The 12,279-nt window shown below is 60.3% G+C and carries 10 protein-coding genes; 5 read left to right on the forward strand and 5 right to left on the reverse strand.

The genetic code is table 11. The annotated features are described in order from the left end of the window. The first annotated feature begins 12 nt into the window (after positions 1 to 12). The 5 genes from CAF76_RS09745 (at position 13) to CAF76_RS09765 (ending at position 3,970) form a co-directional block, all read left to right on the forward strand. On the forward strand, positions 13 to 1,008 hold the full coding sequence (locus CAF76_RS09745; protein WP_074687620.1) for a zinc transporter ZntB: 996 nt from the start codon (positions 13 to 15) through the stop codon (positions 1,006 to 1,008). A gap of 63 nt (positions 1,009 to 1,071) precedes the next feature. Then, positions 1,072 to 1,320, forward strand: coding sequence for a hypothetical protein (locus CAF76_RS09750; RefSeq protein WP_007951986.1), 249 nt, complete (start codon positions 1,072 to 1,074; stop codon positions 1,318 to 1,320). A gap of 2 nt (positions 1,321 to 1,322) precedes the next feature. Next, complete coding sequence (locus CAF76_RS09755; protein WP_007951987.1) at positions 1,323 to 2,147, forward strand: mechanosensitive ion channel domain-containing protein; 825 nt, start codon at positions 1,323 to 1,325, stop codon at positions 2,145 to 2,147. 90 nt (positions 2,148 to 2,237) lie between these two features. Next, a complete protein-coding gene (sigX, locus tag CAF76_RS09760) occupies positions 2,238 to 2,828 on the forward strand; it encodes an RNA polymerase sigma factor SigX (RefSeq protein ID WP_011333251.1) in 591 nt (196 codons plus the stop codon). Between the two features lie 107 nt (positions 2,829 to 2,935). After that, positions 2,936 to 3,970, forward strand: coding sequence for an OmpA family protein (locus tag CAF76_RS09765; RefSeq protein WP_011333252.1), 1,035 nt, complete (start codon positions 2,936 to 2,938; stop codon positions 3,968 to 3,970). 75 nt (positions 3,971 to 4,045) lie between these two features. Here CAF76_RS09765 and cobA read toward each other — a convergent pair whose 3' ends face one another. From cobA to CAF76_RS09790, 5 genes are all read right to left on the reverse strand, one after another. Continuing rightward, positions 4,046 to 4,798: a uroporphyrinogen-III C-methyltransferase gene (gene cobA, locus CAF76_RS09770; protein ID WP_085649400.1), complete on the reverse strand. Its 753-nt coding sequence runs from the start codon at positions 4,796 to 4,798 to the stop codon at positions 4,046 to 4,048. Between the two features lie 13 nt (positions 4,799 to 4,811). Next, a complete protein-coding gene (locus CAF76_RS09775) occupies positions 4,812 to 7,526 on the reverse strand; it encodes a nitrate reductase (RefSeq protein ID WP_085649401.1) in 2,715 nt (904 codons plus the stop codon). Continuing rightward, a complete protein-coding gene (nirD, locus tag CAF76_RS09780; protein ID WP_007951992.1) occupies positions 7,526 to 7,843 on the reverse strand; it encodes a nitrite reductase small subunit NirD in 318 nt (105 codons plus the stop codon). Before nirD ends, CAF76_RS09775 begins: the two co-directional genes overlap by 1 nt. Beyond that, positions 7,840 to 10,293, reverse strand: a complete 2,454-nt coding sequence (gene nirB / locus CAF76_RS09785) for a nitrite reductase large subunit NirB (protein WP_085649407.1) — start codon at positions 10,291 to 10,293, stop codon at positions 7,840 to 7,842. The genes nirD and nirB overlap by 4 nt, the downstream gene beginning before the upstream one ends. 309 nt (positions 10,294 to 10,602) lie before the next feature. Further along, the gene (locus CAF76_RS09790) at positions 10,603 to 12,273 is read right to left on the reverse strand and encodes a bifunctional protein-serine/threonine kinase/phosphatase (RefSeq protein ID WP_085649402.1); all 1,671 of its coding nucleotides are present in this window, start codon (positions 12,271 to 12,273) and stop codon (positions 10,603 to 10,605) included. Positions 12,274 to 12,279 lie beyond the last annotated feature (6 nt).

The raw sequence follows: 12,279 nt of genomic DNA on the forward strand, positions 1-12,279 counted from the left end.
ACAGGGGTGAGGATGTTCGAGGAAGAAAACGCGCAATGGGGGCTGGTGCATGCCCTGGTGCTGGATGGTAAAGGCGGTGCGCGTTCGATAGCCCGGACTGATCTCGACGATCTGCGGCTGCAGGCTCATGAAAGCTTGTGGCTGCATTGGGATCGCAGTCACCCGCAGACCCAGACCTGGCTGCGTAAATCCAGTGGGCTCAACGAGTTCACCTGCGATTTGCTGCTGGAAGAAAACACTCGCCCACGCCTGTTGCCGCTGCCGGACTCCGAGCTGCTGCTGTTTTTGCGCGGGGTCAATCTGAACCCGGGTGCCGAGCCGGAAGACATGGTGTCGGTGCGGATCTTTGCTTCGGCCCAGCGAGTGATTTCCCTGCGTTTGCGTCCATTGCGCGCCACTGACGAGTTACTGGCGATGCTCGCCGAGGGCAAGGGGCCGAAAACCTCGTCCGAGTTGATGCTGTATCTGGCGCAATTCCTCACCAACAAGGTGCAGGATCTGGTGACTTGCCTCTCCGAAGTGGTCGATGAAGAGGAAGAAAAACTGGATGCCGACGAACGGTATACCCCCGAGCATGGCGCCATTTTGCACATCCGTCGCCGGGCTGCCGGGCTGAAGCGTTTTCTGGCACCGCAGCGGGATATTTTCGGACAGCTGACGCGGATAAAACTGCCGTGGTTCGTCGATGACGATGCCGATTACTGGAACGAATTGAACAACAGCCTGACCCGTTATCTTGAAGAGCTCGAATTGACCCGAGAGCGCGTGGGGCTGGTGCTGGAGGCCGAAGACCGGCGCTTGAGCGTGCACATGAATCGCACGATGTATCGTTTCGGCATCATCACCTGCATCTTCTTGCCGATGAGTTTTATTACCGGTCTGTTGGGCATAAACGTTGGCGGAATACCCTTCGCCAGCAGCCCTTATGGCTTCCTTATCGCCTGCCTGACGGTGCTCGCCCTGGCGTTCGGCCAGTGGTGGTTGTTCCGCCGTTTGCGCTGGGTATGAAGATGCGCCATGTGACCCGACCAAATTTGCCCGCGTCTTTCACAGACATCACGAGAGGTGCGTATGCACGATCCGTTTGAACAGTCTTTGCGCGACATGCTCAACGCTTCGCCGTCCAGCCGCGACGACGATGCCTGCCTGGGTCGCGTGCTCAAAACCGCCAACCGCCAGGTTGGCGCCGGCGATCTGTTCAGCCTGCTGGGCCGCTGGCTGCCCGCGCTGATGATCGCCCTGAATAACGGCTCGGCCCATGTCGCGCCGGTGTCCCGTCTCCGTAAACCTACCGCTCGCACTGCTGATAAGGCTGATTGAATATGGAACTTGATCTCTGGACTCAGAGCCTCGTCACTGCAATGACTGCGTTGTGGACCAAAGTCGCTAACTTCATTCCTAACCTGTTCGGCGCACTGGTTGTGCTGCTGTTGGGTTTCGTTGTGGCCAAGCTGCTGGATACCTTGCTGTCCAAGTTGCTGGCCAAACTGGGGCTTGATCGCCTGATGGGCGGCACCGGCCTGACCAAATTGATGTCCCGCGCGGGGCTGCAAGTGCCGATCTCCACGTTGATCGGCAAAATCGTTTACTGGTTCGTTCTGCTGATTTTTCTGGTTTCGGCAGCAGAATCCCTTGGACTTGAGCGAGTTTCAGCTACGCTTGACATGCTGGCGCTGTATTTGCCGAAAGTATTCGGTGCCGCGCTGGTGTTGCTGGTGGGTGTCCTGCTTGCACAATTGGCCAATGGCCTGGTTCGCGGGGCGGCAGAAGGCGTAGGCCTGGACTACGCTTCAGGACTTGGGCGAATTGCCCAGGGCCTCGTGATCATCATCAGCATTTCGGTCGCAATCAGTCAGTTGGAGGTCAAGACCGACCTGCTGAACCATGTGATCGTCATCGTATTGATTACCGTTGGTCTGGCGGTTGCGCTGGCCATGGGTTTGGGAAGCCGGGAAATTGCCGGTCAGATTCTTGCGGGAATCTATGTGCGTGAGTTGTATCAGGTTGGGCAACAAGTGCGTATTGGCGAGGTCGAAGGCCAGATCGAAGAGATCGGCACGGTTAAGACCACATTGCTGACCGATGAGGGTGAGCTAGTCTCTCTCTCCAATCGGATCCTGCTGGAACAGCATGTGAGTAGCCGCTAACCCGGCAAACCCTGCTAATGTATGCCGCCGCAAAATGCCAGCTGTCGCTGGCTGCGGTGGACATTGACCTGACTGTCGGCACGACTTGTTTTGAATAAAGCCCAAACGCTATCCACGCGCTACGATCCCCGCGAGCTCTCTGATGAGGAGTTGGTCGCGCGCTCGCATACCGAGCTTTTTCACGTGACGCGCGCCTACGAAGAACTGATGCGGCGTTACCAGCGGACATTATTTAACGTGTGCGCACGATATCTTGGGAACGATCGCGATGCAGACGATGTCTGTCAGGAAGTGATGTTGAAGGTGCTGTATGGCCTGAAGAACTTCGAGGGGAAATCGAAGTTCAAGACATGGCTATACAGCATCACCTACAACGAATGCATCACACAGTATCGGAAGGAACGGCGAAAGCGTCGCTTGATGGACGCACTGAGTCTTGACCCCCTCGAGGAAGCGTCCGAAGAAAAGGCGCCGAAACCAGAGGAGAAGGGCGGACTGGATCGCTGGCTGGTGTATGTGAACCCGATTGACCGGGAAATTCTGGTGCTACGATTTGTCGCAGAGCTGGAGTTTCAGGAGATCGCAGACATCATGCACATGGGTTTGAGTGCGACAAAAATGCGTTACAAACGCGCTCTTGATAAATTGCGTGAGAAATTTGCAGGCATTGCTGAAACTTAGTTCGGCGCAAATATCTCTTACGTGTAGGCAAGTTCTGATAGACTTGCCGCCGAGTTGTCCCCCGGTTTGCGGGACTGCTTCACAATCACCAGATGGGGATTTAACGGATGAAACTGAAAAACACCTTGGGCTTGGCCATTGGTTCTTTGATTGCCGCCACTTCTTTCGGCGCTCTGGCACAAGGCCAAGGCGCAGTTGAAATCGAAGGCTTCGCAAAGAAAGAACAATTCGACAGCGCTCGTAACTTCAAGAACAACGGCAACCTGTTCGGCGGTTCGATCGGTTACTTCCTGACCGACGACGTTGAACTGCGTCTGGGCTACGACGAAGTGCACAACGTGCGTGCCGACGATGGCAAGAACGTCAAGGGCGCCAACACCGCTCTGGACGCTCTGTACCACTTCAACAACCCAGGCGACATGCTGCGTCCATACGTTTCGGCCGGTTTCTCTGACCAGAGCATCGACCAGAACGGTTCGAACGGTCGTAACCGTTCCACCTTCGCCAACCTGGGCGCTGGTGCCAAGCTGTACTTCACCGACAACTTCTACGCCCGTGCTGGCGTTGAAGCTCAGTACAACATCGACCAGGGCGACACCGAGTGGGCTCCTAGCGTCGGTATCGGTGTGAACTTCGGTGGCGGCTCCAAGCCAGCTGCTGCTCCAGTTCCAGCACCAGCTGAAGTCTGCTCCGACAGCGACAACGACGGCGTTTGCGACAACGTTGACAAGTGCCCGGACACCCCAGCCAACGTAACTGTTGACGCTGATGGCTGCCCTGCAGTTGCTGAAGTTGTTCGTGTTGAGCTGGACGTGAAGTTCGACTTCGACAAGTCGGTTGTTAAGCCAAACAGCTACGGCGACATCAAAAACCTGGCTGACTTCATGAAGCAGTACCCATCCACCACCACTACTGTTGAAGGTCACACTGACTCCGTCGGTCCTGACGCTTACAACCAGAAACTGTCCGAGCGTCGTGCAAACGCCGTTAAGCAAGTTCTGACCAACCAGTACGGTGTTGAATCGTCCCGCGTTCAGTCGATCGGCTACGGCGAATCCCGCCCAGTTGCTGACAACAAAACTGAAGCTGGCCGCGCTGTTAACCGTCGCGTAGAAGCGCAGGTTGAAGCTCAAGCTAAGTAATTAGCTGCCGCTACGAGAAAAGCCCGGCTTAGGCCGGGCTTTTCTTTGCCTGCGATTTGGTGAAACCGGGGATTGTCAGGCCAATCGGTCGGCTGCCCAGCCAATCGAATCCATCTGGGTCGCAGCCGCTGCGACGGCGCCTATGACCAGAATCGCAGGACTCCTGAGCTGGAAACCAAGGGCATCGTCCTCCATCCCTGTCAGATCACTGCGGCATTCGCGTTGTTCTGGCAACGAGGCATTCTCGATCATCGCCACTGGTGTATCCGCCGCCATACCGCCCGCCAGCAGTTGCTCGCGAATCTCGCCGAGCTTCGCCACCCCCATGTAAATCACCAGCGTCGTGCCGCCCTGCGCCAAGGCCCGCCAGTTCAACTGGCTGTCGTCCTGAGTGTGGGCCGTGACCAGCGTCACACCCCGGGCCACGCCGCGCAACGTCAGCGGGATATCACACTGGGTCGCGCCGGCCAGTCCGGCGGTGATGCCATTGACCAGCTCCACCTCGACCCCGCGCTCACGCAACCACTGCGCTTCCTCACCCCCGCGCCCGAAAATGCACGGATCGCCGCCTTTGAGCCGCACCACGCATTTGCCCTGACGGGCGTAACGCAACATCAGCCGATGGATGAACGCCTGAGGCGTCGAACGACAGCCGCCGCGTTTACCGACGGCAATGATCCGCGCAGCAGGGCAGTGTTCAAGTACCGCCTCATTGACCAGATCGTCGATCAGCACCACCTCGGCTTCGCGCAAGGCCCGCACCGCTTTGAGCGTCAGCAATTCAGGATCACCGGGACCCGCGCCCACCAGCCAGACTTTCGCGTTCATGGTGTTTTCCTCTTCAGATGACGGCGACCGGACGCACTTCGGCGGCCAGCAAGCGCTTGATTTCCGGGACGCAGGAACCGCATTGCGTGCCGCACCCCAATGTATTTTTCAAACCCTGCAGATCCAGACCTTCACGAATACCGGCGCAAACCGCGCTGTGGCTGACGTTCTTGCAGTTGCACAAGGTTTTGTCCGCCACAACCTGCGCACCTGCATTGCCCGGCGGCGCACTCATCGGTGCCAGCAGCCAGCGCCGCAGTTGTTCGTCGGCGCGGCCTTCGAGCCACAGACCTTGCAACCAATGCTGGGCGAGGGTTTCACCGGCAAGGCGGATCGCGGTGATTCGCCCGTTTTCGATGCGTACCCGTTTGCCAATGGCGCGGCGAGGATCGTCATAAGCCAGTACCGGCCCCTCGATCAGAGCCAGGCACTGGTCGATTTCACGCAGCAATTGCGGTTCTGGCGCCACGACGCTGGCTGCGCGTATCAGCAGCGCAGGCCGTTCACGTCCGACAAGGCTGAGACTTGCGTAGGAAAACGCCTCGCAGAGCGGTCGAAGCGCCTCGAAATGCCGTTGAACATCGCCCTCGATCAGTGCGAACAGTTGCCATGGCAAGTCCACCGTTTCCAGCCGCACACCGCTGTGCTTGAGTTCCGGTTGTTTCGACAAAGGATCGAAGGCGGGTAGGGTCAGGCTGTTCACGCCGCCCTTGAGGAAACGATCGCCCCAGTGCATCGGCAGGAACGCCTGGCCCGGACGCACGCTGTCATCGCTGGCGACCGCCACGATCACTGAGCCTCGACGACTTTTCAGATTCACCAGATCCCCAGGCTGCAAGCGGTGACGGCGCAATTCGTCCGGATGCAGACTCAACACTGCTTCGCTGACATGACCGAATAACTGCGCCGCCGTGCCGGTGCGGCTCATACCGTGCCATTGATCACGCAGGCGGCCAGTGATCAGGGTCAGTGGAAAGCGCGCGTCGCGTTGTTCTTTGGCGGCGCGATAGGGATCGGCAACGAACTGTGCGCGCCCGTTCAGCGTAGGAAAGATACCGTCGCCATACAGCCGGGCTGTACCTTGGCGGGCGCCAGCGGGGAAGGGCCATTGCTGTGGCCCCAGCTCATCAATCAACCGATGGCTGATCCCGGACAAATCCAGATCGCGGCCACGGGTCAGTTGTTTGTACTCGTCAAACAGCTGCGCCGGTTGTTCGAACGCAAACAGCCCCGGCTGCTGCGGGCGCAGACGCTTCTCCAGGCGTTGTGCGAAATCTACGGTGATCGCCCAGTCCGGTCGTGCTTCACCCGGTGCGGCAATGGCCTGGCGGACGTGGGAAATCCGTCGCTCGGAGTTGGTCACCGAACCTTCCTTCTCGCCCCAACTGGCCGCCGGCAGCAGCAGATCGGCAAACGCTGCGGTTTCGGTGGTGCGAAACGCCTCCTGCAACACCACGAACGGACAAGCCTCCAGCGCGGCGCGCACGGCGTTCTGGTCCGGCATCGATTGCGCGGGGTTGGTGCAGGCAATCCACAACGCCTTGATCTTGCCGTTGCGCACCTGTTCAAACAGTTCGATGGCACTGAGACCGGTGTTTTCCGGCAGCTTATCCACACCCCAATACGCCGCCACTTCAGCGCGATGCTCCGGATTGGCGACTTCACGGTGACCGGGCAACAGATTGGAAAGGCTGCCGGTTTCCCGTCCGCCCATGGCGTTTGGCTGACCGGTCAGGGAGAAAGGTCCTGCACCCGGCCGGCCGATTTGCCCGGTGGCCAGGTGCAGATTGATCAGCGCGCTGTTTTTCGCGCTACCGGCGGTGGACTGGTTCAGGCCCATGCACCACAGCGACAGAAAGCTTGGTGATGTGCCGATCCATTCGGCGCATTGCTGCAACTGCTCGACACTGATCCCGCACAACTGCGAAACCATCGCCGGCGTGTAATCACGCACCAGGCTTTTCAGCTCGGCGAGGCCTTCGGTGTGGGCTTTGATGAAGTCGCGGTCGATCCAGTCTTCCCACAACAGCAGATGCAAAATCCCATGGAACAACGCGACATCGGTGCCCGGCAGAATCGCCAGGTGCAGGTCCGCCAGATCGCAGGTGTCGGTGCGCCGTGGATCAATAACGACGACTTTCATCTGCGGGCGGTGGGATTTGGCTTCTTCGAGACGGCGAAAAAGTACCGGGTGGGCGTAGGCCATGTTACTGCCGACGATCACCACGCAATCGCTCAACTCCAGGTCTTCATAGCTGCACGGCGGTGCGTCGGCGCCGAGGCTGCGCTTGTAGCCGACCACCGCCGAAGACATGCACAGCCGCGAATTGCTGTCGATGTTATTGGTGCCGACCAGCGCCCGCGCCAGTTTGTTGAAGGCATAGTAATCCTCGGTCAGCAACTGCCCGGAGATATAGAACGCCACGCTGTCCGGGCCGTGTTCGGCGATGGTTTCGGCGAAGACCTGGGTGGCGTGATCCAGTGCGGTGTCCCAGTCGCAACGGCTGCGCGCCAGGCCTTTGCCCAGGCGCAGTTCCGGGTACAACGCCCGTGCCGCCAAGTCGCCGGTCAGGTGCAGGGTCGAGCCTTTGCTGCACAGTTTGCCGAAGTTGGCCGGATGCGCCGGATCACCGCTGACGCCGAGGATGCGCTCGCCGTCATGCTCGATCAGCACGCCGCAGCCGACCCCGCAATAACAGCAGGTCGAGGCGGTCGTCTGGCGGTTCATCAGACGGCGTCCCGCAGGGCCAGTTGCACGCGGCCGTTTTCCACTCGGGCCGGGTGATGGTGCGCGCAGCCGACATCCGGGGCCTGGGCTTCGCCGGATTGCAGGTCGATCTGCCAGTTATGCAGCGGGCAGGCGACACGTTTGCCGTAGATCAGTCCTTGGGACAACGGGCCGCCCTTGTGCGGACAGCGGTCATCGAGTGCGAAAACTTCGTCGTCGCTTGTACGAAAGATCGCAATGTCACCTTTGGGCCCGGCGATGATCCGCGAACCGAGGGCGTTGATCTCTTCCAGGGCACAGATATCGAGCCAGTTCATGCCGGCACCTCCAGGTTTTTCACGGGGATCACGTCGAATTCTTTCTTCAGTTGCGGCTGCGCGAGGCGCTCTTTCCACGGGTCCTGTTCGAACGACAGGGAGAATTGCAGGCGTTCGTTCAGGGCCTTGCGGCGTTCGGGATCTTCCAGCACGGCCTTCTTGATGTGCTCCATGCCGACCCGTTGCAGGTAGTGCACGGTGCGTTCGAGGTAGAAGGCTTCTTCGCGGTACAGCTGCAGGAACGCGCCGTTGTATTCGCGCACTTCCTCGGCGGTCTTGAGCTTGACGAAGAACTCGGCGACTTCGGTCTTGATCCCGCCGTTGCCGCCGATGTACATCTCCCAGCCGGAATCGACGCCGATGATGCCTACGTCCTTGATCCCCGCTTCCGAACAGTTGCGTGGGCATCCGGAGACCGCCAGCTTCACTTTGTGCGGCGACCACATGTTGAACAGGTCATGTTCGAGGTCGATGCCCAACTGGGTCGAATTCTGCGTGCCGAAGCGGCAGAACTCGCTGCCGACGCAGGTTTTCACGGTGCGGATCGATTTGCCGTAGGCGTGGCCGGACGGCATGTCGAGGTCTTTCCATACACCGGGCAGGTCCTGTTTCTTGATTCCCAAAAGGTCGATGCGCTGGCCGCCGGTGACCTTGACCATTGGCACCTGATACTTGTCCGCCACGTCGGCGATCCGCCGCAGTTCCGACGGGTTGGTCACGCCGCCCCACATCCGCGGCACCACCGAGTAGGTGCCGTCCTTCTGGATGTTGGCGTGGGCCCGCTCGTTGATCAGGCGCGACTGCGGATCGTCCTTGGCTTCGCCGGGCCAGGTGGAAATCAGGTAATAGTTGAGGGCCGGACGGCAGGTGGCGCAGCCGTTCGGGGTGCGCCAGTTGAGGTAGTTCATGGTGCCGGCGATGGTCAGCAGATGTTGTTCGCGAATGGCCTGGCGAATCTGGCCATGATTGAGATCGCTGCAGCCGCAGATGGCTTTTTCGCTTTTCGGTTTGACGTCCGCCGCACCGCCGACGGTGTTGATCAGGATCTGCTCGACCAGCCCGGCGCAGGAACCGCAGGAGCTGGCGGCCTTGGTGTGTTTCTTCACTTCGTCGACGCTGAACAGGCCATGTTCCTGAATCGCCTTGACGATGGTGCCCTTGCACACGCCGTTGCAGCCGCAGACTTCGGCGTTGTCGGCCATGCTCATGGCTTTGTCCTGGCCTTGATGTCCTACATCGCCCAAGGCGTTTTCGCCAAACATCAAGTGATCGCGGATCTCGCCAATGGCGTGATTCTCACGAATCTGCCGGAAATACCAACCGCCATCTGCCGTATCGCCGTACAGACAGGCGCCGACCAGCACGTCATCCTTGATCACCAGTTTTTTGTACACCCCGCCGATCGGGTCGGAGAGGGTGATGGTCTCGGTGCCTTCGCCGCCCATGAAGTCGCCGGCGGAAAACAGGTCGATGCCGGTGACCTTCAATTTGGTCGACGTCACCGAGCCCTGATAACGGGCGAAGCCCAGTTGGGCCAGGTGGTTGGCGCAGACCTTGGCCTGTTCGAACAGCGGCGCCACCAGGCCGTAGGCGATGCCACGGTGGTTGGCGCACTCACCGATGGCATAGATGCGCGGGTCGTAGGTTTGCAGGGTGTCGTTGACCAGAATCCCGCGATTGCACGGGATGCCGGCCTTTTCCGCGAGTTCGGTGTTGGGGCGAATGCCGGCGGCCATGACCACCAGATCGGCGGGGATGATGTCGCCGTTCTTGAATTGCACCGAGCCGACGCGACCGTTGCCGACGTCGTGCAGGGCCTGGGTCTGTTCGCACAGGCGAAAGTGCAGGCCACGGGCCTCGAGGGCGGTTTGCAGGAGCTGGCCGCTGGTCTTGTCCAGTTGCCGCTCCAGCAGCCATTCACCGAGGTGCACCACGGTGACGTGCATGCCGCGCAGCATCAGGCCGTTGGCGGCTTCGAGGCCGAGCAGGCCGCCGCCGATCACCACGGCGTGCTTGTGGGTTTTTGCGGTGTCAATCATCGCCTGGGTGTCGGCGATGTCGCGGTAACCGATCACGCCCTGCAGGGTGTTGCCGGGGATCGGCAGGATGAACGGGGTCGAGCCGGTGGCGATCAGCAGGCGATCGTATTCGGCCTCGGTGCCGTCTTCGGCGATCACCCGGCGTTTGACCCGGTCGATCTCTACCACTTTGCGGTTGAGCAGTAACTTGATGTTGTTTTCCAGGTACCAGTCGAGGTCGTTGAGCACGATCTCTTCGAAGGTCTGCTCGCCGGCCAATACCGGCGACAGCAGGATGCGGTTGTAGTTGGTGTGCGGTTCGGCGCCGAAGACCGTGATGTCGTACAGCTCGTTGCTCAGCTTGAGCAGTTCTTCCAGGGTACGAACCCCGGCCATGCCATTGCCGATCATCACCAGTTTGAGTTTTTTCATCAGGTTCTCCGGGAGCATCGGGCTTGCCTCTTGTGGGCAGTCAGGCCTTGCTCGACAAAAATGGCGCAAACAAAAAAGGCGTCCCGCCAGTTACCTAGCGAGGACGCCTTTGTCCTTGTCCCGTTCTCTCGGGAAGCCTGGCCTTCGTCGTTGAAGGTCGGGCTTTATGTCAGTTGAAAACGTTAATGCAGTGGTTGTGCCAAGTCGCGGCGGGCCGCGAATTCACTGGGGTAATGCTGGAATTGGCCAGATGTTCGTTGTGGTTTTTGCACTGAATGGAAGCGGCACGCCCGTTAATGGAGCGCCGCATCAGCCATGAAACAACAGAAACAGCAGCACCAGATTGCCCAGCAGTGACAGTAACGCCAGTGTCCGCCAGACCTTCAGCGGCTCACGCTCCAGCAAGGGGCGAGGGCGCACACTCAGGCTGCGGCGTTCACCTTGCTCCAGAATCAGCAGCCATTCCTCGGCGGTTTCATAGCGTTGCAAAGGATCGGCCGCCACACCGCGCTCCAGGCACTGCGCCAGCCATTCCGGCAGATCCGGGCGATAGCGACCGGCACTCACCGGCACCCCGAAACTCGGGCGCTGGAAGGCTTCTATCTCGCCATAGGGAAAATGCCCGGTGAGCAGGAAATACAAGGTCACGCCCACTGCATACAAATCCTGGTGTGTGCTGGGCGCCGCGCCTTGAAAGGCTTCCGGTGCGATGTAGCTCGGGGTTCCGGGCAAGGTCGACGGTGCGTCCTGCGACAGACCGGGGCAATACGCCAGACCGAAATCCAGCAGGCGCAACTCGCCGTCGTCCCCCAGGTGCAGGTTCTCCGGTTTGATGTCGCGGTGCAGGATCTGCCGTCGATGCAGCAGGCCGACGGCCCGCAGCAGGCGCTCGGCCAAACCCTGCCACTGGGCCAGTGGCAGCGGGCCGCTTTGTTCGAACAACTGCGCCAGGGTGGTTCCCGAATATTCACGCATCACGTAGTACAAATGCTGACGCTGACCGGCGCTATGGACTTCAGGGAAATGCCGCCCGGCGACGCGTTTGAGAAACCATTCCTCCGCCAGCAAGGCCTGGCCGGCCTGGGCATCGTCTGCCAGTGGTGCAGGCAAGGTCTTCAACAGCCACGCCTGACCCTGACCATCGAGCACGCGATACAGCAGCGATTGCTGGCTCTGACTTATAACCTGTTGAACCCGCCAGCCTTCAAAGGCCTGAGCCGGTTTCAGCGGCGGGGGCAGGGGCCATTGCTGCAAATGAATCAACGCATCGCCAAGGCTGGCCTCGCCGACCGCATCCACCCGCACCAACAGCGCACTGGCATTGTCCTGACTGCCGGCCAGATGCGCAGCGTTGACCAACGTTTGCGCGGCACTGTGCAGATCCGGTTGATCGCGCAGAATCCCGGCGATGGCGGTATCGCCAAGCGCGGCCCACACGCCGTCACTGAGCAGCACGAAACATTCGCCGTCACGCAGTTCGCCGTCGAGAAAGTCCAGCACCAGATGCTGATCCAGCCCCAGTGCGCGCTTGAGCACATGCTGCATGCCCGGTTGATCCCAGACGTGATCCTCGCTGATTCGCTGCAAGGTTTCGGCGTGCCAGCGATAAACCCGGCAATCGCCGACGTGCGCCAGGGTAAATCGCCGGCCGCGCAGGACCAGCGCGCTGACCGTGGTAAGTAGCGGCTGCCCGCCACCGTTGGCCTGCAACCAGCGGTTTTGTGCGAGCAGCAGACGATCGAGGGCCTGGGCCACGCTCCAGGTTTCCGGGGTGGCGTAGTAGTCCAGCGCCAGCGCCTGCAAGGTCGAACGCGCGGCCAGACCACCATCGGCGCACTGGCTGACGCCGTCGGCGATGGCGAACAGGAAACCCTTGCTGGCGGCCAGCGCCGGGGCCGGGGTCACCAGGCGCAAGGCGTCCTGGTTTTCCGCGCGGGGACCGGTGGCGCTGGCTTCGGCAAAGCTCAGTTGCAGAGCCATTCGGGC

Source organism: Pseudomonas sp. B40(2017) (assembly GCF_002112855.1).
Taxonomy (GTDB): domain Bacteria; phylum Pseudomonadota; class Gammaproteobacteria; order Pseudomonadales; family Pseudomonadaceae; genus Aquipseudomonas; species Aquipseudomonas pharyngis.

Coding starts and splice junctions, on each gene's coding strand:
- cobA (WP_085649400.1), bottom strand. CDS start 4,798: ATGAACGCGAAAGTCTGGCTGGTGGGCGCGGGTCCCGGTGATCCTGAA.
- CAF76_RS09790 (WP_085649402.1), bottom strand. CDS start 12,273: ATGGCTCTGCAACTGAGCTTTGCCGAAGCCAGCGCCACCGGTCCCCGC.
- CAF76_RS09765 (WP_011333252.1), top strand. CDS start 2,936: ATGAAACTGAAAAACACCTTGGGCTTGGCCATTGGTTCTTTGATTGCC.
- CAF76_RS09775 (WP_085649401.1), bottom strand. CDS start 7,526: ATGAACCGCCAGACGACCGCCTCGACCTGCTGTTATTGCGGGGTCGGC.
- CAF76_RS09755 (WP_007951987.1), top strand. CDS start 1,323: ATGGAACTTGATCTCTGGACTCAGAGCCTCGTCACTGCAATGACTGCG.
- nirD (WP_007951992.1), bottom strand. CDS start 7,843: ATGAACTGGCTCGATATCTGTGCCCTGGAAGAGATCAACGCCCTCGGT.
- CAF76_RS09750 (WP_007951986.1), top strand. CDS start 1,072: ATGCACGATCCGTTTGAACAGTCTTTGCGCGACATGCTCAACGCTTCG.
- nirB (WP_085649407.1), bottom strand. CDS start 10,293: ATGAAAAAACTCAAACTGGTGATGATCGGCAATGGCATGGCCGGGGTT.
- CAF76_RS09745 (WP_074687620.1), top strand. CDS start 13: ATGTTCGAGGAAGAAAACGCGCAATGGGGGCTGGTGCATGCCCTGGTG.